This window comes from Agarivorans sp. TSD2052, from assembly GCF_023238625.1.
Classification (GTDB): Bacteria; Pseudomonadota; Gammaproteobacteria; order Enterobacterales; family Celerinatantimonadaceae; genus Agarivorans.
Genome location: NZ_CP096670.1, coordinates 66,475 through 88,637 on the forward strand (window position 1 = coordinate 66,475; position 22,163 = coordinate 88,637).

The following is a 22,163-nucleotide window of genomic DNA, read 5'->3' on the forward strand; positions in this document are numbered from 1 at the left end:
GGGCTGCTTTTTAGGGGGGGAGGTTGGAAAAATATATTTTGGTGTTTGGTACTATCTTCGCTGCTTTTTTAGCTGGGACTTTTTCATACTTCAACTTAATTAATAGTAAAGAACAAAAAGTATCTGAGTTTAGACAAGCGTGGATTGATGCCTTTAGGTGTGAACTAGCAACTCTAGTTTCTAGTGTTTTTTTCATAGCCTACTACCAGTCGATAACTAAGACGCATAGTGCTTCCGACATTGAGGCATCACATAAAAACTATGTCAGCGCTTGTGCTGGACTATTGACTAGAATAAATGCTCAAGATCCTGACATAGCAACTAATCACATAAACACTGTTTTTCTAGAAAGGTTGGATGAATTACAAACTGCTTTTAATAAGCAAGATTACGTCCAAGTTAAAGTTCTGGCCAATTTTTTAGTTGATAGCTCAAAGCCTTTGTTAAAGGCTGAATGGAATAGAGTCAAACGGGGCGAAAAGGCTTATCGCCGAACTAAATTTTTTGCTGGAGCGCTATGTCTGTTCGGTCTTCTTACCTCGGTTTTGTTTCTAAATCAGTTTTTAACTATGAGTTAAGCGCTTCCGTGTATTTATTAAAAGTTTCGCCGCCGGCGATTTACTAAGCTTAGATGGGCAAAGAACAGTAAGCATAAGAAAGCCCGCCCCGCATCACTTTTATCCTGTGTTGCGCGTCATCCAGCGCGCTTTTTATCATAAAGTGAAGGCTCCGCTCATGCAGGCCATTGTTTGAACGCTCGCTGATTGCCGCTTTTATATTGAGGCCTTTATGCAGGCGTTAGCGGGTTAATACGCGTTGTTTTGTTTGGGTTTTGCTAGTCTAAATCCAAGCCACCCGCCGCTCACCAACAGTAGGCTAGTCACAAAAATAAATATCTTGAAGTGCCTTGCAGCCTCATCTTCTCCTTGCGCAATAGGGCCCCAGAATTGTCCAATTACATAGGCTAGGGCGATGCTCAAGGCGACGCCGATGCATGCGCCGATAAACATAAAGATAATTCGTTTCACTGATACATCCCGTGTAATTAAGTGAAAAGATAGTAGAGCTTATTGATTTAAAACGCAATGTAAGCCACAGCCACCTGCTGGTAGCTGTGAGTAGGTCTTTATCCAAGTGACAAGTACTAAATCATGGTTCTGCCTTGGCGCATCAGTTCTTCAATTTCCCCTAAGCTGGCGGGATCATCGATGGTGGATGGGATGGCGTATTCTTCGCCGTCGGCCAGTTGACGTAAGGTACGGCGGAGGATTTTTCCTGAGCGGGTTTTGGGTAAGCGTTGCACAATAATCGCTTGGGTAAAGCAGGCAATGGGGCCTATTTCATTACGTACTTTTAAGATCAGCTCTTTCGAGATGTCTTGGTCGCTTTGGGTCACGCCATCTTTCAGTACTACTAAGCCAAAGGGCACTTGGCCTTTTAGGTCGTCGTGGCTGGCGATCACCGCACATTCGGCGACAGCGGGGTGGGCGCCAACAATTTCTTCCATTTCGCCAGTAGATAAACGGTGGCCCGCTACATTGATCACATCATCAATGCGCCCCATTACAAACAGGTAGTCATCTTGGTCGATGTAGCCGCCATCTCCAGATACATAATAACCGGGGAACTGTTTCAAATAGGCTGATTCAAAGCGCGCTTGGTCGGCCCAAACGGTGGGTAAACAGCCTGGGGGTAAAGGCAGTTTTATAGCAATAAACCCTTGCGCCATAGGGCCGCATACTTCGCCCATTTCGTCCAATATGCTGACTTGAAAACCGGGTAGGGCTTTGGTGGCGCTACCGGCTTTAACTGGCATTCGTTCTAGGCCCAGTGGGTTGCCGGCAATCGCCCAGCCAGTCTCGGTTTGCCACCAGTGATCGGTAACCGGTTTGTCGGTTTTATTTACCGTCCACTCGAGCGTAGGTGGGTCTAGGCGTTCACCTGCCATGAAAATATCGCGTAATTGGCTTAAGTCGTAGTCTTTTACCAACAGGCCTTCTGGGTCTTCTTTTTTGATGGCTCTAAACGCGGTGGGCGCAGCAAACAATACTTTTACTTTATGTTCGCTAGCCACTCGCCAAAAGGCGCCAGCATCGGGAGTGCGTACCGGTTTTCCTTCGTACAAAATAGTGGTGCAGCCAAAAATCAACGGGGCGTAAACAATATAAGAGTGTCCCACTACCCAGCCAACGTCTGAAGCGGCCCAAAATACGTCCCCGGGTTTTACGTTGTATACCGCTTGCATCGAGTAGTTCATGGCAACGGCGTGGCCACCATTGTCCCGTACTACGCCTTTGGGTTTGCCAGTGGTGCCCGAGGTATACAAAATATATAAGGGGTCGGTGGCATCTACCGGTACACAATCGGCTGGGCTGGCTTGCTGTTGCAGGCTTTGCCAGTTTAAATATTGCTGATTAAAGTCTACCGCTTGCTCGGGGCGCTGCCAGACCAATACGGGGGTATCCATTTGTTGGCTTTGCTCTAAGGCTAGGCTCACCATGGGCATGTAATTAATGACTTTGGCGCCTTCTAAGCCGCAACTCGCGGTAAGAATCACCTTGGGTTGGGCATCATCAATACGCACCGCCAGCTCTTGTGCGGCAAAGCCGCCAAATACGACCGAGTGAATCGCACCTAAACGCGCGCAGGCCAACATGGCAATGGCGGCTTGAGGGATCATTGGCATATACAACACCACTCGGTCGCCTTTACTTACCCCTTGAGCCACTAGCATACCGGCAGTCGTGGCCACTTCGTCACGTAATTGCGAATAGCTAAAGTGCTGTTGTTGACCGCTAACTGGCGAGTCGTAAATTAGCGCGGTTTGTTCGCCGCGCCCTTGTTCGCAATGGTAATCTAGCGCCAAATACGCGGTGTTCATACTGCCACCCTTAAACCAGCGATAGTTGCCATGTTCGTCTTGGCTTAAGGCGCGTTCAGGTTGTTTAAACCAAGCCAGTTGTTGGGCTTGTTCTAACCAAAATTGTTCAGGTTGCTGCTTAGCGTAATCTGCTTGTTGCTGATAACTCATAATGTCCTCCTGGTCCCTAGCTGGCTACGACTTGGCAAGGGGCTAATATGTTTAAGTGTGCGGGTTCGGCGACTTAAAAGCTGTCGCTGGGTACTCGCACCCAACCTTCCATTAGTATTCGGGCGCTGCGACTCATGCTTACGGTGGTCACTTGCCATTGCTGATCGTGTTGTTGTGCTTGGGCTCCCACCTTTAAGCTGCCAGAGGGGTGGCCAAAGCGCACCGCTTCTCGTGCACCACCGCCTGCGGCAAGGTTAACTAAGGTGCCGGGAATGGCGGCGGCCGTTCCAATAGCTACCGCGGCGGTGCCCATCATGGCGTGGTGAAGTTTGCCCATAGACAGGGCGCGCACTAATAAGTCGTTGTCGCTGGCTTTAACCGCTTTACCGCTGCTGCTTAAATAGTCTTGTGACTTAGCCACAAAAGCTACTTTGGGGGTGTGTTGGCGCTGGGCCGCTTGATCAATATGTTCAATTAGGCCCATCTTTACTGCGCCATAAGCGCGAATGGTTTCAAACATGGCCAAGGCTTTATCATCGTTATTGATGTCGTCTTGTAGTTCGGTACCTGTATAGCCAAGCTGTTCGGCATCTAAGAAAATGGTAGGGATACCAGCATTAATTAGTGTGGCATTTAGCTTACCCAGGCCCGGTACGTCGAGTTGCTCAGTTAACTGACCGGTTGGAAATAACGCGCCATCGCCGTCGGCTGGGTTGATAAACTCAATCTGTACTTCGGCTGCAGGAAAGGTCACGCCATCTAATTCAAAATCACCACATTCTTGCACTTCACCATTGCTAATTGGCACATGGGCGATAATGGTTTTTTGAATATTGGCTTGCCAAATTCGCACGCTGGCAAGGCCGTTGTTTGGAATGAACTCGGCATCCACTAATCCGGCGTTAATCGCAAAAGCGCCCACTGCCGCGGTAAGGTTGCCGCAGTTGCCGCTCCAATCAACAAAAGCGTTGTCTATCGATACTTGGCCAAACAGATAATCCACTTGGTGATTAGCTTGCTGGCTTTTAGAGACGATCACGGTTTTGCTGGTGCTAGAGGTTGCGCCCCCCATGCCGTCGATTTGCTTGGCATAAGCGTCAGGGCTGCCAATGACCCGTAGCAACAAATTATCGCGGGCGCTACCTGGCTGTTGGGCGACTTCTGGTAAGTCATCCAGTTTAAAAAACACCCCTTTACTGGTGCCTCCACGCATATAAGTGGCAGGGATGCGAAGCTGCTTAATGTGGCTCATGTCGCCTCCCTAATGCTGGTTTTGGTTTTCAAGAAAGTCTTGAGCAAAGCGTTGTAATACGCCTCCCGCCTGATAAACCGAGACTTCTTCTGCAGTATCTAGACGACACACTACCGGCAGGTCGATACGTTCACCGCTGCTGCGGGTAATCACTAAGGTCAGTAATTCGCCCGGTGCAGGAGTACCGATTACGTCATAGGTTTCGCTGCCATCAATGCGGTAGCTATGGCGATTGTTACCCTTGGTAAACTCTAACGGTAATACGCCCATACCCACTAAGTTGGTGCGGTGTATTCGTTCAAATCCTTCGGCTACAATCACTTCTACTCCGGCTAGGCGCACCCCTTTAGCGGCCCAGTCACGCGACGAGCCTTGGCCGTAATCAGCGCCAGCAACAATAAGCAGTGGCTGTTTGCGTTGCATGTAGATCTCAATGGCTTCCCACATGCGCATCTCTTGGCCTTCTGGCTCGACCCGTGCCAGCGAACCTTGTTTTACTTCACCATCATGTTTAACCATCTCATTAAACAGTTTGGGATTAGCAAAGGTGGCCCGTTGCGCAGTAAGGTGGTCGCCGCGGTGGGTGGCGTAGGAGTTAAAGTCGACTTCAGGTAAACCCATTTTATCTAGGTAAGCCCCGGCAGCGCTGTCGAGCATAATAGCGTTAGAAGGAGAGAGGTGATCGGTGGTGATATTGTCACCTAATACAGCCAAAGGTCGCATGCCGCGCAAGGTTCGCTCGCCTGCTAGCGCGCCTTCCCAGTAGGGTGGGCGACGAATATAGGTACTTTGTGGGCGCCATTCGTAAAGGGGTGAACCGCTGGTGCCGTAGTCCACTTTTAGGTCAAACATTGGCTGATAAACTTTGCGAAACTGCTCAGGCTTAACGCTCTGCTTAACCACTGCATCAATTTCTTCATCACTGGGCCAGATGTCTTTTAAGGTAATCGGTTTGCCTTGGGCATCGTGGCCTAAGGCATCCTTTTCAATATCAAAACGAATAGTACCAGCAATGGCGTAAGCCACTACCAATGGCGGTGAGGCTAAGAAGGCTTGTTTGGCATAGGGGTGAATACGCCCATCAAAGTTACGGTTACCCGACAACACTGCGGTGGCATAGAGGTCGCGGTCAATGACTTCTTGTTGAATCACTGGATCAAGTGCACCGCTCATGCCGTTACAGGTGGTACAGGCAAAACCAACAATACCAAAACCCAATTGTTCTAACTCGGTGAGTAATTGAGCGTCTTCTAGATACAGTTGCACGGCTTTAGAGCCCGGTGCTAATGAGGTTTTTACCCATGGTTTGCGGCTTAACCCTAACTGGTTAGCGTTACGTGCCAGTAGCCCTGCAGCAATCACATTCCGTGGGTTGGAGGTATTGGTACAGCTGGTAATAGCGGCAATAATACAGGCACCGTCTGGCATCCAACCTTGTTGTTTAGGTACTGGAGCGGCAATGCCTCGGCTTGCCAGTTCGCTGGTGGGGACGCGACGATGCGGGTTAGACGGACCCGCGATATTGCGGCCTACACTGGATAGATCGAAAGTGAGCACGCGCTCATATTCAGCTGCGGCCAAGTCATCGGCCCATAAGCCCGTGGTTTTGGCGTAGTTTTCAACTAATGCCACTTGCTCGGCAGCACGGCCGGTAAGGGTAAGGTAATCAATGGTGTTATCGTCGATGTAAAACATCGCGGCAGTAGCGCCAAACTCAGGGGTCATATTGGAGATGGTCGCTCGGTCTCCTAAGGTAAGCTGGCTTGCGCCCTCACCGTAAAACTCGAGGTAACTTGATACAACGCGTTGTTCACGCAAAAATTCGGTGATGGCTAACACTATGTCGGTAGCGGTAATGCCCGGTTGGCGTTGACCGGTAAGCTCTACACCAACAATGTCGGGTAAGCGCATGTATGAGGCACGGCCCAGCATCACATTCTCGGCTTCTAAACCACCTACACCAATAGCAATCACTCCTAAGGCGTCAACGTGCGGGGTATGGCTGTCGGTACCGACCAAGGTGTCGGGAAAGGCGACACCGTCACGCGCTTGAATAACCGGTGACATCTTCTCAAGGTTGATTTGATGCATGATGCCATTACCCGGCGGGATAACATCGACATTCTCAAAGGCGGTTTTACACCAGTTAATAAAGTGAAAACGGTCGTCATTACGACGGTCTTCAATTGCCCGGTTCTTTTCAAAGGCATTGACTTCAAAACCGGCATGTTCTACCGCTAAGGAATGATCCACAATCAGTTGGGTAGGCACCACCGGATTAACTTTAGCGGGGTCACCGCCTTTATCTGCAATGGCATCACGCAAACCGGCTAAATCTACTAACGCGGTTTGGCCAAGAATATCATGGCAGACCACCCGTGCCGGATACCAAGGGAAATCTAAGTCGCGCTTGCGCTGGATAATTTGGCTAAGCGCGGCATGTAGCTGCGCGGGCGGGCAACGGCGTACGAGGTTTTCAGCAAATACCCGTGAGGTATAAGGTAGGCCAGCGTAGGCTCCGGGTTGAATGGCTTCAATGGCCGCGCGAGTATCAAAGTAATCTAAGGTGCTATTGGCTAAGGGTTTTCTGTATTCAGTATTCATAAGCGTATCCACAGCGAAAAGAGAGCACGGTGGAGCGAGGGCTCCACCGGGAAACAGCGTTAAGAGCGCTGTTCAACAGGCACGTAACTACGTGGTTCGCTACCGGTATAATCGGCGCTAGGTCGAATAATGCGGTTGTTAGCCCGCTGTTCCATAATATGAGCTGCCCAGCCGCTGACTCTTGAGCAAACAAAAATCGGCGTGAATAAGGGGGTGGGTATATGCATAAAATGGTAGGCGCTGGCATGGAAGAAATCGGCATTGCAAAACAGCTCTTTCTCGCGCCACATTACCGCTTCTACTCGCTCAGACACCGCAAATAAATGCGTATCACCAGTGGCTTCACTGAGTTTTTTCGACCACGCTTTAATCAATGCATTACGCGGGTCGCTAGTGCGGTAAATCGCATGGCCAAAACCCATGATTTTGTCTTTGCGCGCTAGCATCGCCATGATTTCGGCTTCAGCTTGCTCGGCACTGGTCCAGTTTTCAATCATCGCCATAGCGGCTTCGTTAGCACCGCCATGTAAAGGGCCGCGTAAGGCACCAATTGCCCCCGATACCGCAGAGTGCATATCCGATAGGGTTGAGGCTATCACTCGTCCGGTAAAGGTAGAGGCATTAAATTCATGTTCTGCATAAAGTATCAACGAACATTGCATCACTTGTTCATGCAGTGGGTTTGCCGGTTTGCCGTGTAACAGCTCTAAGAAATGCGCAGCAATAGAGTTAGCCGAACTTTGAGTAGAAATACGTACCCCATCGTGGCTAAAGCGATACCAGTAACAAATAATGCCGGGTAAGGTGGCCAGTAGTCGATCGCTATGATGTTGCTGTTCGGCAAAGCTGGCTTCGGTTTCTAAGTTACCTAGCATGGAGACACCGGTGCGCATTACATCCATAGGGTGAGCATCTGCTGGGATCAGCTCCAACACCGCTTTTAGTGCTTCAGGTAATTCACGTAAGTTGTGCAGCGTGTCGTGGTAAGCCGCCAGTTGCTCACGATTAGGCAGTTCACCGTGAAACAGTAAGTAGGCAACTTCTTCAAAGGTGGCTTGGTCGGCGAGCTCACTAATATCGTAACCACAATAGGTCAGGCCTGAGCCACTTTGGCCTACGGTGCATAATTTGGTTTCGCCGGCGCTTTGGCCTCGTAGACCTGCGCCTCCAATAGCTTTTTGTACCATGATATTCTCCTTCATTCCTTTGGTTAACAAGCTTGGCGTCTGTTGCGCCTTGTTGTTTTGCTTGCTAAATATTGAGGCTTAGCCGCCGCTGCATCTGAGCTTGGCTAAGCGCCTTCACGTAGTGTGGTTGACGGTTTATTCTTGTTTAAATAATTGGTCGAGCTTTTGTTCGTAGTCGTGGTAGCCAAGGTAGTCATATAGCTGGGTGCGAGTTTGCATACTGTCGACAACATCTCGCTGGTGGCCGTTATCACGTAGGCTGCGGTAAACGTTGACTGCGGCTTGATTCATTGCTCGAAAAGCCGATAGCGGGTAGAGCACCATGTCTACTCCCACGGCGGCGAGTTCTTCACCACTAAATAAGGGCGTTTGCCCAAACTCGGTAATATTGGCCAAAATGGGCACTTTTACTGCGTCGGCAAACTGCTGGTATTGCTCTAAAGTAAGCATCGCTTCAGGGAAAATCATATCGGCACCGGCTTCAACATATTGGCAAGCACGTTCAATTGCGCCGCCCATACCTTCAATTTGTAGGGCGTCGGTACGGGCCATCACTACAAAATCAGGATCTACTCGGGCATCAACGGCAGCTTTAATTCTATCTACCATCTCTTGGCTAGAGACAATCGCTTTATTGGGGCGGTGACCACAGCGTTTCTGCGCCACTTGGTCTTCCATGTGCACGGCGGCAGCGTCTGAGCGGATCATTTCTTTAACGGTGCGAGCAATATTAAACGCACCACCAAAACCAACATCAATGTCGACCAACAAGGGTAAATCACAGGCGGCAGTAATACGGCGTACATCTTCTAGTACATCGTTCATGGTGGTAATGCCTAAATCAGGCAAACCATAAGACGCATTAGCTATGCCGCCACCCGATAGGTAAATAGCTTGGTGGCCTTCGCGTTTAGCCATCATGGCGCAGTAAGGGTTAATCGTTCCTACTATTTGCAGTGGGTTTTGTTCGGCTACAGCTTGGCGAAAGCGTGCGCCAGGCGAGGTTAATGTGCTCATTCGTTCACTCCTTGGATAATTTGCGTAGCCGATGTTATGGCTTCTTGGCTTTGGTCGGTCGGATTCGTTAAGTGTTGTTGTTCAATGGCTTTGCGCGCACGGGCAATGTGGCGGCGCATTAGCATCTCGGCCAGCTCGCCATCACGGTCGGCGAGGGCATGCCAAATTGCCCAGTGTTCTTGTAGGGCGCGCTCGGGGCGCGAAACTTGTTTACTGGCTTGATAGCGGTACATACGCAGCAGGTGATAAAGCTCATCACATAGCAGGTTCACTAAGCGCTGGTTGGCACTACCTTTAATAATGAGGTAGTGAAAATCAAAGTCGCCCTGTTGCTCAAAGTAAGCTTTACCTTGATGCTGCTGTAAGTAACTTTGGTGATGTTCGAGCAGGGCTTTAAGCTCGTTGAGCTGTTCTGTCGACAATTGACTGGCCGCTAAACGGCAGGCCATGCCTTCAAGCGCCTCACGCACCGAGTAAATATCCAGTAACTGCTGTTGATTTAGCTGTACGACTCGCGCGCCTACGTGTGGCACCCGTTCCACTAACCCCATGCCCTGCAATTTTAGAATTGCTTCTCGCAATGGACCTCGGCTTACTCCGTAATGGCGCGCTAGCTCAGGCTCTGAGATCTTTTTCCCTTGGGCTATTTGACCGCTCACAATGGCTTCAATCAGCGTATCGCTAAGGTTTTGCGACAACAAGCTTTGTTTGTCGTTCGGGCTTTTAGCTTGACTAAGCTCAGGCATATTGACGTTACACTCAGGTTGATTGAATGTTGCACAGTGTAGATCAACTGTTATTACTTGATCAAATAATTGTCGACAATACGTAGTTATACTTTAGTTTTAGTTGAGTTTTTACCGCTGCTTTAGTGCTTATTGTTTACAAAGTGAGGTTTGGCGTTGAGATTGTAGACAATCTAGTAATGAGTGTGGAAGGCGCTTAGTTCTCCAAAATAGTGCTGATAGATTTCGGTATCTTTACTTGCCAGCGTTGCAGAGTGGCGAAGCTTTCTTCTACAGAGGAGAGTTGTGCAAATTTGCAGGTATGCTGGCCGATATGAGCATGCATTTGCTGTTTTATGTATTCAAAAATTCCAGAGTTGCTGGATAGATAAATGCAGTGGCTAAGTTGGTTTTGTAAACACCAGCTTATCTGCTGCTGCATAATAGGAATGCTTTCGGGGGTGAGAAATTGCCAGTGGCGTATATCAAAAATGGCTGCCCAAGGTTGATGGCAGTATTGACCAACCACGTGCTGTAACTCGGCTTGGTACTCTTTGGTAGTGGTGACATTCCAGCTGTCGTAGAGCTGAGCCAGCAAAAGGCTGTTATGGCTGTGTAATTGATAATAACCATGGCCGGTAGGCTGCATTGATAAGCTCACATTGTTCAAAGTACTGAGGGTTAATAGTCAAATCATAGTCACTTACTGTGTAGATTATGTAATAAGCAAATAAAAAAAGGGCTGCTTGCTTGTTATTTGAGCATTGTCGCGTTATGTTATGTTTTCAGTCAATTACTGCATGAGTCGAGGAAAATATGAAACATTGTTTATGTTCAGCATATCGTTCAATTCGACTTATGTCTGTCACTTCGCTCGCCATGGCAAATCATAAACATGGCAGCCGAGTACGCAGGCTAAGCAGCTAAATTAAGATTGAGAACCACCCCAATTTTATCCGAGCTGCGAAGTGTCGCAGTAAGGAAATAGTCATACCCCTCCTGTTATAATCTGTGTCACTTCGCTCTCTATCAAGGAGAACGAGACATGATGTCACTTAAAATTCGCTTACTCACATTTACAGTAGAGTTATTGTTGCGCTACCAGCAGCATTTAGAAACTCAAAAATGGCTCAAGCAGCAACGCCAACAAAGCTGGCGAGTAGAGGGTATTAGCGCCCACATTGCTAAAGACATAGGCGCAGACTCTGATGGTCGATTTAGAGTTAAAGTTAAACAAGCTGAGCCAGACACTAAAGCTAAAGAGCTTAAGCAGCAAACTAGCCACAAAGCTTGGCGCACACGACATAAAATTGTGAAAATAAAGACGTAAATTAAGCGCCCTGCGGGGCGCTTTTTATTTATTGGTAAGTAAAATTACTATTCATAAAAGTTATGAATGAAGCCTTTGATATAACCAGTTTCTTGATTACAGTGGATGGTGAAGTCGCTACGTGTACCGGATACTGAACCGATAGACTGTTTAAGCTCTACTCGATCGACGGTGCAATCATTTAGAAAGTTGTATTCATGATTAGTCCATACAGTATCCATTTCAGAGTATTCCATTGACACAAAAGAGTAGGTGGTATTCTCGGAATCAATAACTGTTCCACCAGACATGGCTAACGAAAGAGTCTTAGTATGACTAGCTCCTTCAATGGTAAAACGCTGTTCAATGTTCGTATGATTGTCTTCAAATTCACGGATGTAACCTACAAAAAGGCGTTTATTAGTTGGGGCTTGAACATTGTCGTATTCAGTTATTTGCAGAAAGCTTTTGTCTTTATCGCTTTCAGCAATCTGAACAGTGACATGACCATGTTTAGTATCACCTTCTAGGGGCATTAAAGAGGTAGAAATACTTGCTAGCTTGCCTTGTGCACCTGTTACTGTTACTTCTGCGTCGATACTGTTCTGGTCAGAAATCTGTATATCGTTTGTCCACCAATTTTCCCCTGAATAACCTCCTTCCCAATATAAACCGTTATGAAACCCGGTTATGGTTGGCGACAGTACAAATGCCTCACCTGATCTAACGAACCGATCGTCGGGCATAGCTATTGATAGGTCTGCGGGGTCATAGCTGCCGGCCACTGTAAAAGTAGCGATGTTGTATTCACCATCTATGTTAGAGGTTAAATTATATTTCCGCCCAGGCACCGGTGGTGTAGATGGAGTGATGGTGTATCGATACCCTACGCGGGTAACATCAACAGAAAGCCCTCCTGCGTATTCATCAAAAATTGCAAAATGTACTTCCGCTGGCGCTCCATTTAAGCTGATATCTTTGGCATAAACAGTGAAGCTACCATCAGAAGGGAAGTCAATATAGTGTGGTAAAGCAAAACCACCTTGCGCGGTTTTCTGGTATGACTCAAGCGTACCATCACTGTAAAGCATGCCCGTGTGAATGCCTGTGTTATCTTCGCTCCAATACCAGCCTTCAGGAATGTGAGAAAATATATTGCTGTGTAACACAGGTTGGTTAATAGCATCACCGCCAAAAACGTCGCCATCACCTAATACGAAGGTTTCATCTACATCTAAGCCTTTTATATAAGTGTCAAAAATGGATATTGAGCCCGAGGGGAGAATAGCTTCGACATTTGCTGAAAACTCAACCATTTGCTCACCGGCTCCTTGAATAATTAGCTTTCCACTATTAAAGCCCCAGCCTAATATCCCCTCTAAAGTTTCGGGTGTAGATACTTCGTAGGAAAGAGTCGTGCCATTACCGCTCCACTTAACTTTACCTTGCATGTCCATTGCAGTGGTGTTGTTGATGAGATCGTGAGTTTGAGTTACTTCAGCATCCGTCAATAAGAAGAAATCTCCAAGGTTTGTATATTGTGAGGAGCTTTGAAAGCTATCAATTTGCTGAATTTCATTTGCGAAGGTATACGCCAAAGAGTGTTCCCCACTCATAGCTACGCCAATTAAGCCTTCACCATTATCAAGCTGGTTCAGTAAGCTTGGATAGCTCAGTATCGCATTGAGCTCGGTTAAAACAGGGCCGTAACTAATATGCGATACATCGATTGATATATTCCCAGTTAGAGCGGTAGAGTCCATTAGTGTTGTATAACAATTAACCAGTGAGATATTAATAATATCGTTGCTACTGAACTCACCCGGTGTTTGTCTTTGAATGTTTATTGTGGCGGTATCAGAAAGTTCAGGGCCACATGCCACAGAGAACGAGTCTCTTTTTCCTAAGCTATTTATGGCACTAAGGGCTAATTGACTTAATGCTGCGGGATACAAATTAATGTTGTTTGTTGCGCCGACAATGCTCAAGTCGTCCTGTGTAATATTAGAAAGTCCATCAGCGGGGAGGGGCTGTTTATCTCCGGCTTCGCTACCACCACCACCGCCACCGCCACACCCATACATCGAACTTGTAGTAAGCAGCAACAGCCCACAAAAGGCCAAACTCTTTCCGTGAGTCATAATTCATCCCTAAAAAATAAAAAAGTAACTTATCAAAAACACTGGCTTATATGTTTGATTTATTTCAAATTTCTATTTATTTTTAATGTTACTTTCTATTATTAAAATTCGCTTTTAGGTGAAGTGTTATTAAAGTGTGCGCAGAAAATGGCTGATTGGGTAGGGTAAGTGGCAACTCTAAGCCAAACTCTGCTTGCTGAGGTGCCGCTATTGTTAGGGGAATTAGGTTATAAACAATACTGGCTCCACAGCCTGAGAGAAGTTAAATTGCTGTTCAGGCACTGATATTTTAAGGTTGGTCGCTGTTTTTTCAAAAAAGCTGAAGCTTAAGCGGTGCAAGCCTTGGAGCATTGGGTTGGCTACAGTACACTAGCGACAGATCGCATTAGTAGGAAGCAAACATGAGCGTCGAGCAAGAAACTACCCATTTCGGTTATAAAACAGTAAACCGTGAAGAAAAAGTAGGCATGGTTGCCGAAGTATTCCATTCAGTTGCAGCTAAATATGATGTAATGAATGACTTAATGTCGGGTGGTATTCATCGTTTATGGAAGCGTTTTACTATTGATTGCAGCGGCGTTCGCCCTGGTCAAAAAGTGTTAGATTTAGCTGGTGGCACCGGTGATTTAACCGCTAAGTTTTCGCGAATTGTTGGTAGTAGCGGTGAGGTTGTACTGGCTGACATTAATGACTCAATGTTAAAAATGGGTCGCAGCAAGCTACGCGATAAAGGCATTGTGGGTAACGTACGTTACGTACAAGCCAATGCCGAAGCCCTACCGTTCCCCGACAATACCTTTGACGTGATTACCATTAGCTTCGGTTTACGTAACGTGACTGATAAAGACGCGGCTTTGCGTTCGATGTATCGGGTGCTTAAGCCGGGCGGTCGTTTATTGGTACTAGAATTCTCTAAACCAGAAATCGAAGCGGTGAGTAAGGTTTACGATGCGTACTCATTTCATCTGTTACCTAAAATGGGCCAGCTAATTGCCAACGACGCTGAAAGTTATCAGTATTTAGCCGAGTCTATTCGTATGCACCCTGATCAAGAAACCTTGAAACAGATGATGCAAGATGCGGGCTTTGATGGCGTTGAATATTACAACTTAACCGGTGGTGTAGTTGCCTTACACCGTGGTTATAAATTCTAAGAGGCCCCTATGCCCTTATCTTCATTGATCAGCGCTGGTGTTGAAGCACTCAGCAATCAAGTATTGTCGCTCGATGAAAGCAGCAGCCAGCGTCGTAGCCAGCTAACAGGTAAAGTGTTAGCGATTAAAATCCAGCCTTTGCCGTGTTTTTATTTTGTGATTAGCGAGCAACAACTCGATGTGCTTAACCAATATGAGGCGGTGGCTGATTGTAGTTTGAGCATGTCCTTGTTTACTTTGGCTGAGCTTAAACAAGCTGACCGAATTCCCAACCTGATCAAACAAGATAAATTGCAGTTGGAAGGTGACATTAAATTGGCCCAACAGTTTGCTGATTTGTTTTTGCAGCTCGACCCTGATTTTGAAGAAAAATTATCACAACGCATTGGTGATGTAGCCGCATATCAAGTGGTGTCTAAAGGCCGTATGGTGGCTGACGTGCTCAACCGTGCATTTAGCAAAGCCCCCGATAAAATCACCGAACTTGCCAGCGAAGAGTGGAAATTGCTGGTGGGTCAGTTGGAATACCAAGCGTGGCAGCAACAAGTGCAAACATTAGCTAAAGACCTCGACAGTTTGGCTGCGCGTATCCAGGAATTGAGTGAATGACCCCTAAAGAGTTTGCTCGTTTTCGCCAAATTAATCGCACTCTTTGCCACTATGGTATCGATCAATTATTGCCTAAACGATTTTGGCCTTGGCCATTGCGTTTGCTGCGAGCCTTAGTTTTTTGGTGGCGTAACCAGCACCAACAGCGTCCTGCTGGCGAGCGTATCCGCTTAGCCATGGAAGAGCTAGGCCCAGTATTTATCAAGTTTGGTCAGATGATGTCTACTCGGCGGGATTTACTGCCGCCTGATATTGCCAATGAGCTAGCGCTGTTACAAGATCAAGTTTCTCCTTTTAGCGGTGAGTTGGCTAAACAACAAATCGAATTAGCCTTAGCACAGCCTATCGACCAGTTATTTGATGACTTCGATATGCAGCCCTTAGCCTCCGCTTCAATTGCGCAAGTACACACTGCTCGCTTAAAAGAAAATGGCGCCGAGGTCGTACTTAAAATTATCCGCCCGGGTATTGAAGCCACTATCTTATCTGATATTGCCTTAATGCAACGCGTCGCTAGCTTTTTTGCCCGCTTTTTTGCCGATGGTCGCCGCTTGCGCCCCAAAGAAGTGGTGGAAGAGTATCGTAAGACCATTGTTGATGAATTAGATTTAGCCCGCGAAGCCTCAAATGCGATTCAGCTACGTCGCAACTTTACTAATGCTAAAGAGTTATACGTACCGGAGGTATATAGCGACTACTGCAGTAAAACACTGTTAGTGATGGAGCGAATTTATGGTATTCCGGTGGCCAATATTGACGAGCTAGAGGCGCAAGGTACCAACATGAAGTTGTTGGCTGAGCGCGGCGTAGAGGTATTCTTTACCCAAGTGTTTCGCGATAGCTTCTTTCATGCTGACATGCATCCGGGCAATATTTTTGTATCACGAGAGCACCCAGAAGACCCGATGTATATCGGGATAGATTGTGGCATTGTGGGTACCTTAAACAAAGAAGATCAGCGCTACTTAGCCGAAAACTTTTTGGCCTTTTTTAATCGTGACTACCGTAAAGTGGCGCAATTGCATGTTGATTCAGGTTGGGTGCCTTCAGATACCAAAGTGGAAGAATTTGAAGCTGCCATTCGCACCGTATGTGAGCCTATCTTTGCAAAACCCTTGTCTGAAATCTCTTTTGGTCATGTATTACTTAATTTGTTCAATACCGCGCGTCGATTTGACATGCAAGTACAGCCACAGCTGGTACTATTGCAAAAAACCTTGTTATATATTGAAGGCTTAGGCCGTCAGCTATATCCAGAGCTTGATTTATGGGCGACCGCCAAGCCATTTCTAGAGCGCTGGATGCGTAAACAAGTAGGGCCAGAAGCGGTATTTTCAGCTTTGAAAGAAAAGGCGCCATATTGGTTAGAAACGCTGCCGCATCTACCAGAGTTGGTTTATGATAACCTGCAGTTAGCTAAACAGCAGCAACTGAAGTTTCAACGCTTTACCGAGCGCTATTTACAGCAGCAAAAACAACGGCAACGCAGTTTATTGCTGGGCTTAGCGGGCGCAGCCAGTTTGATTTCAGCAGCCGTTATTTACCCCAGCTTGCCAATCTTGGCCTTGGGCTTAACGGCTGCCAGTGTGTTAGCTGGGTTTATTGGCTGGCAACAACTAAAATAGATAATAAGGTCTTGTTGGCCTGATGAAACAAAAAGGAAAAAATAATGGGTGGAATTAGTATTTGGCAACTGTTGATCGTAGCGGTCATTGTGGTGTTGTTATTTGGAACCAAGAAATTACGCAACATGGGTGGCGATCTCGGTTCTGCCGTTAAAGGCTTTAAAAATGCGATGAGTGATGATGAGACTAAGCCAGCTGAAAAATCTACCCCTGAGCAGCTTGACCAAAAGAAACAGCAGGCTGAAGACGCCAGTAAAAGCAAAGAAAAAGACCAACAAGGTTAAGCATGTTTGATATTGGTTTTTGGGAATTAGTGTTGATCTCGATAATGGGCTTAGTGGTCTTAGGCCCCGAACGCTTGCCGAGTGCCATTCGCAGTGTATTGGCGGTGGTGCGTAAGGTTAAACAGTCGGTGTCGGCGGTCACTACCGAGTTAAAACAAGAGCTCGAGTTAGATGAGTTGCACCAAAACCTAAAAAAAGCTGAGCAGCAGGGCCTTGAATCATTAAACAGTGATTTGAGCGAGTCTTTTGAAACGCTAAAAGCCCGCGCTGAGTCGGTGACTCGACCTTATCAAAAAGTTGAACCAGAAGAACAGCACCAGCCAGACATGGTGAAAATGCCTGCCGAACCGCCATCTGAAGCCAGCCAAGAAGATAAAAAATAACTTATGAGTGATGCCCCAGCGCAGCCCCTAATCGAGCATTTAGTTGAGTTACGCAATCGCTTGTTGCGTGGTGTTATGGCCTGTTTAATTGTATTTCTTTGCCTCGTTTATTTTGCAAACGACATCTATTCATTAGTGGCTGAGCCTTTGTTACAGGTATTGCCTGACAATGCCAGTATGATTGCCACCGATGTGGCCGCACCCTTTTTTACCCCGATTAAGTTAACTTTAGTGGCGTCGGTATTTCTAGCGATGCCTTATTTGTTGGCGCAAGCGTGGAGCTTTATTGCGCCAGGTTTATATCAGCATGAACGCAAGTTGCTTATTCCTTTAGTCTTCGGCTCTGGGGTATTATTTTATGCTGGAGTGGCATTTGCCTTTTTTGTGGTGTTTCCGCTCGCATTTTCCTTTTTCACTGCGGTGGCGCCCGAAGGGGTCACCATTGCTACCGATATCTCTAATTACCTCGACTTTGTATTAAAGCTGTTTTTTGCCTTTGGTTTGGCTTTTGAGATCCCGGTTGCCACAGTGTTGTTATGTTGGTCAGGCGCTACGTCACCAGAAAAGTTACGCAGCAAACGGGCTTATGTAATTGTAGGGGCTTTTGTGGTGGGCATGTTACTCACGCCGCCAGATGTGATTTCACAAACCCTGTTGGCCTTACCTATGTGGTTACTCTTTGAGGTGGGTCTATTCTTCTCGCGATTTTATGTGAGCAAAGATGACGACACTGAACAAACAGAGGCCTAATTAGCCAGATGTTTGATATAGCCTTAAACCTAAGTAGTTCTCAGTTTGATAAAGACCGAGATGCCGTGATTGAGCGCGCTCAGTTAGCCGGCGTAAGCGGTATGTTGCTATTGGCCAGTGATATGGACGAGAGCAAAGTGGTTGCCGAGTTAGCCTTGCAGTGGCCGCAGCTTTGCTACGCCACCGCTGGTGTTCACCCGCACGATGCAAAATCTGTTTCTGTTGAACAAATTCAAGGTTTAACACCCCTGTTGGCTCAATCACAGGTGCTTGCTGTGGGCGAATGTGGCCTGGATTTCAATCGTGATTTTTCTCCTCGCCCGCAACAAGAAGCCATTTTTGAAGCGCAGTTAGCCCTAGCTGCCGAGCTAAATATGCCAGTGGTGATGCACGAGCGTGATGCGCACCAACGCTTTATTGATATATTAAAACCGTGGCGAGACAAACTGCCGGCTGCGGTTCTGCATTGCTTTACTAGCGATAAAAGCGCCCTAACAGCCTGCTTGGACCTTGATTTATACATCGGCATTACCGGCTGGGTATGTGACGAGCGCCGTGGCCTAGATCTACAACAGCGCGTAAAGGAGATCCCTGCTAATCGTTTGTTATTAGAAACCGACGCTCCCTATTTATTGCCTAGAGACTTAAGGCCAAAACCGAAAAGTCGCCGCAACGAACCCTGTTATTTGGGTCACATCTACCAGCGTGTCGCTGATTTACGCCAGCAAGCCCTACCAGAGCTACAACAACAAGTGCAGCAAAACGCCGCCCGCCTATTTCAACTTTAGTGTCTCTCGACCTTGTGTCTTAACCTAGCGCTATCGGATTACCGCTATCAGAAGCGGGGGGCTTGGCTATATTGTTAAAACATTCCTATGCTTGAAAGAAAGGTCTGTAATTTCACTGAAATGTAAAACAAAGCGGTGTTGAAATACCCACTCAAGGACGAGGCTATATTTTGACTATTCTGGTGTTATTTCTTAAGCGTTACTGTTTAGTGGTCGTGTATTTATTGCTGCTCACGCCGGCTGCAATGGCGGCTATCGTTAATAATAATCACCTCTATCAAAAAACTCAGCAGATTAGCCAGCAATTGGCTGTCATTCGTGCTCAACAAAACCTGCCAGCGCTTAACAGCGAGCCACAAATTGTTGCCGACAAATTGGCCATTCATTTAGTGTTTAAAACTCAGCAACTCAATGAGCTGGCGGCAAAGCTACAAAGCCAGCATGGTGTGGCAGCCACCCCAGCAGATGCCATTGCCTACGCGGTGATTCGTCCGCGCAGCGTGATGCCTTATTTAGAGAGTTTAGAACAGCAGTTAGCCAGCGTAACCCGCAAACTTCAGCTAGCTAAAACTGCTGATATAGAGCGCCCTTTGGGGAAATCGGTTAATGATGTTTATCAGCAGTTGGTGATGATAGAGCAGCTTTTTGCTGATTTGCTTGAACGTGAGGCTAACGTTGCTCTGGCACGTAACTTAACCATCATTAAAGGCGATTTACAGCAAATTAGTCAGCAAAAAGACCTGCCGCTAGAGTTTGCTTCTGTTAACGCCTATCAGAATCGAGAAGTCACAGATGCCAATATTGTGGCCTTTCAATGCTTGTATTTGCTAGAGCGTTTGTTTCGCCAATTAGCCATTGAGCCAAGCAAGCCTGGCCGTTTACCTACCGCCGAATCAAATATTTACCAACTGGTAGATACCACCGTCAATTTACGGGCTGAATTACATCGCGCCAAAACCCTGTTGCAAATTGAACAAGACAGTGAGGCTCAAGCACAAATCAGCGTGACTAATGCTAATCAGGCCTATGCTCAGCTTGAGCAATTGCGTAGCGGTCTGTTGACAATGGTGGGAGCGAAAGCCCTATGATGGACAAATTAAGCTTGAGTCAAAAAATCGCCCTAATTCCAATCGGTATCGTTCTATTGCTTGGCATTATGTTGTGGAGTAGTACCTCAGCACTAAGAAATGTTGAGCAGCAAGCCGTCGCTTTTTCTGAGAATGTTGAACCTAGCGCGCGCTTAGCCGGAGAGTTATCGGTGAATGCTTTGCAGCGTTTGGTGGTGCAATCTCGTTATAGCCAAACAGAAGATCCCAATTTGCTGCATGCGTATCAGCAATTAGCAGAGCAAGCCGAAAACTTAGATAACAGCCCCCATCTTGCTGGATTTAGTAATGCCGAGCAAATTACCAGCAATAGCCAATTACTCGACCAGTATTTTGCTGATGAATTGGTGCCTTTATTGGCCGAAGTTAGCCGCTTAGAAAGCCTAGTATTGAGCCAAGTTGTCCCACAGGCCCTAGCCAAGAGCTCTGATATTCATGCCACCTTAGACCCGCTTAATTCTGGCCGTTTACCGGGACTCACCATTAATCTCGCCAACCATATTCAAGCGTCGGCCATTGCTTTAATGAGCCACCTCAAGCGTCAAGACAGCCGCAGTAAAGACCGCTTTTATTTGGAATTGTTTGGTGCCCAGAATGCGTTGCTCGATCTCACCAAAGGTTTAAACCGAGAGCATCATAAAGTGTGGATTGGACAAGTTGCCAGTAATGTTAATCAACTGGCTGATTCAGCCAGTCGGCTATTCGATCTGTTGCTCGAACAACAGTTACTGATGGAAGAGCTGCTTAACCCTGCTGCCGAACAAGTGGTGCAACAGGCGGGTAATAGCCAACAACGCCAGTGGCAGGTATTAAGTGAGTCGAGCCGAGCCATTAGCCAGCAGTTACAACAAACGGCATGGGCCAATATGGCCTTTGGTCTATCGATAGTGGTGATATCTTTGCTAATGGGTTGGCTGATTACTCGCTTAATTCGCCAGCCAATTGTGACTATGGTGGAAGCGATGCAGGCCATTGCTCAAGGAGATGGGGACCTTACCCAGCGTTTAAACGTAAAAGGGAAAGATGAGCTAGCGCAACTAGCGCAAGCCTTTAACCAATTTATTGAACTGCTGCAAACTACAGTGACTACCATTAACCAAAATGTTGCAGCGCTTAATCTCGCCGCCGGTCAACTAAACCAGTTAGCCCAACAATCAAAAGATCAAATGGGCCAGCAGCAGCAAGTGGTTGGCGAGGTGAGCAAGCATATTGGTCAGTTATCACAAGGCTTTAATGAGGTGGCTCAGCATGTGCGCAGTGCCGATTCGTCGGCCATTGCCATCGATCAAGCATCCAATCAAGGTAATCAGCTCACCCAATCAGCAACCACAGAGATTAAGCACTTGGTAAACCAAGTCGACAGTGCTTCTGAAGATATGCGTGAATTGGCAAAAAACAGTAAAGATGCCAGTAAAATCTTAGAGGTTATAAACAATATTGCCGATCAAACCAATTTACTGGCATTAAATGCCGCCATTGAATCAGCCCGGGCGGGTGAACATGGGCGAGGCTTCGCAGTGGTTGCCGATGAAGTACGTAATCTGGCCAAACAAACGCGTGGGTCGACTGATCAAATTGAACTGATGATGAATGAGTTAGTGAAAGGTGCGGAAAAAACCGAAGGTCAAATGCGCCAAGGCCGCAGTCAAGCCAGTGCCAGCTTTGAGCTGATGTCGAAGATGCAGCAATCGGTCGAAACCACCCATCAACTTGTCAGTGACATTACCCGCTTGTTAGATGATGTGAGTGCCGCTTGTGATGCGCAGCTACATACTTCGGATACGGTGGTTCATGAGATGCAAGATATAGAGTCAGCCGCGCAGCGCAGTTTAGAGGGAACCGAGCAAACCGCCGAGCAAGCAGTTAAGGTTGGCCAGCTAAGTGACTTAATCCAAGCCAGTATCGCCAATTTTAAAGTGTAGCTTTGTGTTCCAGTAATGAGTAAGCCCTCTCTTAGTCAGCTTCTTAAATCAACCGCTTGAAATTGCTAATTGTACATTGTTAGCCAATAACGATAATCATTGTGAAAATAAACTAATACCACCATTTTTATTTTGAAAGCATTTTCATGCTGCGTAATTAGGCGTAGCTCATGCTTTTGGTGTTATGTTTTTAATTAATTAAAAATATTGTTCTGCATCAGATTGTTTATTTTATTTTATTTTCACAAAATAACTCTGGGTGATGCTTAAGCTTGA

The 22,163-nt window shown here is 46.9% G+C and carries 20 protein-coding genes; 11 read left to right on the forward strand and 9 right to left on the reverse strand.

From position 1 onward, the window contains the following. Positions 1-23: 23 nt before the first annotated feature. Positions 24-578, forward strand: coding sequence for a hypothetical protein (locus M0C34_RS00315; protein WP_248713679.1), 555 nt, complete (start codon positions 24-26; stop codon positions 576-578). A gap of 228 nt (positions 579-806) precedes the next feature. On the opposite strand, the gene M0C34_RS00320 is transcribed toward M0C34_RS00315, so the two are convergent. From M0C34_RS00320 to M0C34_RS00355, 8 genes are all read right to left on the reverse strand, one after another. Beyond that, positions 807-1,028 carry a hypothetical protein gene (locus M0C34_RS00320; RefSeq protein ID WP_248713680.1) on the reverse strand — a complete coding sequence of 74 codons (222 nt, stop codon included), beginning with the start codon at positions 1,026-1,028 and terminating at the stop codon, positions 807-809. Positions 1,029-1,144: 116 nt separating this feature from the next. Next, positions 1,145-3,031: a propionyl-CoA synthetase gene (locus M0C34_RS00325; protein WP_248713681.1), complete on the reverse strand. Its 1,887-nt coding sequence runs from the start codon at positions 3,029-3,031 to the stop codon at positions 1,145-1,147. Between the two features lie 73 nt (positions 3,032-3,104). Then, the gene (prpF, locus tag M0C34_RS00330; RefSeq protein WP_248713682.1) at positions 3,105-4,283 is read right to left on the reverse strand and encodes a 2-methylaconitate cis-trans isomerase PrpF; all 1,179 of its coding nucleotides are present in this window, start codon (positions 4,281-4,283) and stop codon (positions 3,105-3,107) included. Between the two features lie 9 nt (positions 4,284-4,292). Then, a complete protein-coding gene (acnD, locus tag M0C34_RS00335) occupies positions 4,293-6,887 on the reverse strand; it encodes a Fe/S-dependent 2-methylisocitrate dehydratase AcnD (RefSeq protein ID WP_248713683.1) in 2,595 nt (864 codons plus the stop codon). 59 nt (positions 6,888-6,946) lie between these two features. Beyond that, entirely contained in the window at positions 6,947-8,074 is a 1,128-nt protein-coding gene (gene prpC, locus M0C34_RS00340) for a bifunctional 2-methylcitrate synthase/citrate synthase (protein WP_248713684.1), read from the reverse strand. A 135-nt stretch (positions 8,075-8,209) separates the two neighbouring features. Continuing rightward, positions 8,210-9,091 carry a methylisocitrate lyase gene (gene prpB, locus M0C34_RS00345; RefSeq protein WP_248713685.1) on the reverse strand — a complete coding sequence of 294 codons (882 nt, stop codon included), beginning with the start codon at positions 9,089-9,091 and terminating at the stop codon, positions 8,210-8,212. Next, positions 9,088-9,837, reverse strand: coding sequence for a GntR family transcriptional regulator (locus tag M0C34_RS00350; RefSeq protein WP_248713686.1), 750 nt, complete (start codon positions 9,835-9,837; stop codon positions 9,088-9,090). The genes prpB and M0C34_RS00350 overlap by 4 nt, the downstream gene beginning before the upstream one ends. 196 nt (positions 9,838-10,033) lie before the next feature. After that, on the reverse strand, positions 10,034-10,465 hold the full coding sequence (locus tag M0C34_RS00355) for a hypothetical protein (RefSeq protein WP_248713687.1): 432 nt from the start codon (positions 10,463-10,465) through the stop codon (positions 10,034-10,036). A gap of 396 nt (positions 10,466-10,861) precedes the next feature. On the opposite strand from M0C34_RS00355, the gene M0C34_RS00360 reads away from it, so the two are divergent. Then, positions 10,862-11,146, forward strand: a complete 285-nt coding sequence (locus M0C34_RS00360) for a hypothetical protein (RefSeq protein WP_248713688.1) — start codon at positions 10,862-10,864, stop codon at positions 11,144-11,146. Positions 11,147-11,193: 47 nt separating this feature from the next. Here M0C34_RS00360 and M0C34_RS00365 read toward each other — a convergent pair whose 3' ends face one another. Further along, positions 11,194-13,266, reverse strand: coding sequence for a hypothetical protein (locus M0C34_RS00365; protein ID WP_248713689.1), 2,073 nt, complete (start codon positions 13,264-13,266; stop codon positions 11,194-11,196). 401 nt (positions 13,267-13,667) lie between these two features. Between M0C34_RS00365 and ubiE the strand changes: the two genes are divergently transcribed. The 9 genes from ubiE (at position 13,668) to M0C34_RS00410 (ending at position 21,887) form a co-directional block, all read left to right on the forward strand. Next, the gene (ubiE, locus tag M0C34_RS00370; RefSeq protein WP_248713690.1) at positions 13,668-14,420 is read left to right on the forward strand and encodes a bifunctional demethylmenaquinone methyltransferase/2-methoxy-6-polyprenyl-1,4-benzoquinol methylase UbiE; all 753 of its coding nucleotides are present in this window, start codon (positions 13,668-13,670) and stop codon (positions 14,418-14,420) included. 9 nt (positions 14,421-14,429) lie between these two features. After that, positions 14,430-15,029, forward strand: a complete 600-nt coding sequence (locus M0C34_RS00375) for a ubiquinone biosynthesis accessory factor UbiJ (protein WP_248713691.1) — start codon at positions 14,430-14,432, stop codon at positions 15,027-15,029. Then, positions 15,026-16,654 carry a ubiquinone biosynthesis regulatory protein kinase UbiB gene (gene ubiB, locus M0C34_RS00380; protein ID WP_248713692.1) on the forward strand — a complete coding sequence of 543 codons (1,629 nt, stop codon included), beginning with the start codon at positions 15,026-15,028 and terminating at the stop codon, positions 16,652-16,654. Before M0C34_RS00375 ends, ubiB begins: the two co-directional genes overlap by 4 nt. A 44-nt stretch (positions 16,655-16,698) precedes the next feature. Continuing rightward, a complete protein-coding gene (gene tatA, locus M0C34_RS00385; RefSeq protein WP_248713693.1) occupies positions 16,699-16,938 on the forward strand; it encodes a Sec-independent protein translocase subunit TatA in 240 nt (79 codons plus the stop codon). 2 nt (positions 16,939-16,940) lie between these two features. After that, positions 16,941-17,321, forward strand: a complete 381-nt coding sequence (gene tatB, locus M0C34_RS00390) for a Sec-independent protein translocase protein TatB (RefSeq protein ID WP_248713694.1) — start codon at positions 16,941-16,943, stop codon at positions 17,319-17,321. Positions 17,322-17,324: 3 nt separating this feature from the next. Further along, positions 17,325-18,071, forward strand: coding sequence for a twin-arginine translocase subunit TatC (gene tatC, locus M0C34_RS00395; protein WP_248713695.1), 747 nt, complete (start codon positions 17,325-17,327; stop codon positions 18,069-18,071). Between the two features lie 8 nt (positions 18,072-18,079). Continuing rightward, complete coding sequence (locus M0C34_RS00400; protein ID WP_248713696.1) at positions 18,080-18,859, forward strand: TatD family hydrolase; 780 nt, start codon at positions 18,080-18,082, stop codon at positions 18,857-18,859. Positions 18,860-19,029: 170 nt separating this feature from the next. Further along, positions 19,030-19,947, forward strand: a complete 918-nt coding sequence (locus tag M0C34_RS00405) for a hypothetical protein (protein WP_248713697.1) — start codon at positions 19,030-19,032, stop codon at positions 19,945-19,947. Further along, the gene (locus tag M0C34_RS00410; protein ID WP_248713698.1) at positions 19,944-21,887 is read left to right on the forward strand and encodes a methyl-accepting chemotaxis protein; all 1,944 of its coding nucleotides are present in this window, start codon (positions 19,944-19,946) and stop codon (positions 21,885-21,887) included. Before M0C34_RS00405 ends, M0C34_RS00410 begins: the two co-directional genes overlap by 4 nt. Positions 21,888-22,163: the final 276 nt, after the last annotated feature.

What these genes read in the sequence shown, in the direction of transcription:
- M0C34_RS00365 (WP_248713689.1), bottom strand. Translation starts at nt 13,266, where the DNA reads ATGACTCACGGAAAGAGTTTGGCCTTTTGTGGGCTGTTGCTGCTTACT.
- M0C34_RS00410 (WP_248713698.1), top strand. Translation starts at nt 19,944, where the DNA reads ATGATGGACAAATTAAGCTTGAGTCAAAAAATCGCCCTAATTCCAATC.
- ubiB (WP_248713692.1), top strand. Translation starts at nt 15,026, where the DNA reads ATGACCCCTAAAGAGTTTGCTCGTTTTCGCCAAATTAATCGCACTCTT.
- prpB (WP_248713685.1), bottom strand. Translation starts at nt 9,091, where the DNA reads ATGAGCACATTAACCTCGCCTGGCGCACGCTTTCGCCAAGCTGTAGCC.
- tatA (WP_248713693.1), top strand. Translation starts at nt 16,699, where the DNA reads ATGGGTGGAATTAGTATTTGGCAACTGTTGATCGTAGCGGTCATTGTG.
- ubiE (WP_248713690.1), top strand. Translation starts at nt 13,668, where the DNA reads ATGAGCGTCGAGCAAGAAACTACCCATTTCGGTTATAAAACAGTAAAC.
- prpF (WP_248713682.1), bottom strand. Translation starts at nt 4,283, where the DNA reads ATGAGCCACATTAAGCAGCTTCGCATCCCTGCCACTTATATGCGTGGA.
- M0C34_RS00360 (WP_248713688.1), top strand. Translation starts at nt 10,862, where the DNA reads ATGATGTCACTTAAAATTCGCTTACTCACATTTACAGTAGAGTTATTG.
- M0C34_RS00355 (WP_248713687.1), bottom strand. Translation starts at nt 10,465, where the DNA reads ATGCAGCCTACCGGCCATGGTTATTATCAATTACACAGCCATAACAGC.
- tatC (WP_248713695.1), top strand. Translation starts at nt 17,325, where the DNA reads ATGAGTGATGCCCCAGCGCAGCCCCTAATCGAGCATTTAGTTGAGTTA.
- M0C34_RS00400 (WP_248713696.1), top strand. Translation starts at nt 18,080, where the DNA reads ATGTTTGATATAGCCTTAAACCTAAGTAGTTCTCAGTTTGATAAAGAC.
- tatB (WP_248713694.1), top strand. Translation starts at nt 16,941, where the DNA reads ATGTTTGATATTGGTTTTTGGGAATTAGTGTTGATCTCGATAATGGGC.
- prpC (WP_248713684.1), bottom strand. Translation starts at nt 8,074, where the DNA reads ATGGTACAAAAAGCTATTGGAGGCGCAGGTCTACGAGGCCAAAGCGCC.
- M0C34_RS00325 (WP_248713681.1), bottom strand. Translation starts at nt 3,031, where the DNA reads ATGAGTTATCAGCAACAAGCAGATTACGCTAAGCAGCAACCTGAACAA.
- M0C34_RS00350 (WP_248713686.1), bottom strand. Translation starts at nt 9,837, where the DNA reads ATGCCTGAGCTTAGTCAAGCTAAAAGCCCGAACGACAAACAAAGCTTG.
- acnD (WP_248713683.1), bottom strand. Translation starts at nt 6,887, where the DNA reads ATGAATACTGAATACAGAAAACCCTTAGCCAATAGCACCTTAGATTAC.
- M0C34_RS00375 (WP_248713691.1), top strand. Translation starts at nt 14,430, where the DNA reads ATGCCCTTATCTTCATTGATCAGCGCTGGTGTTGAAGCACTCAGCAAT.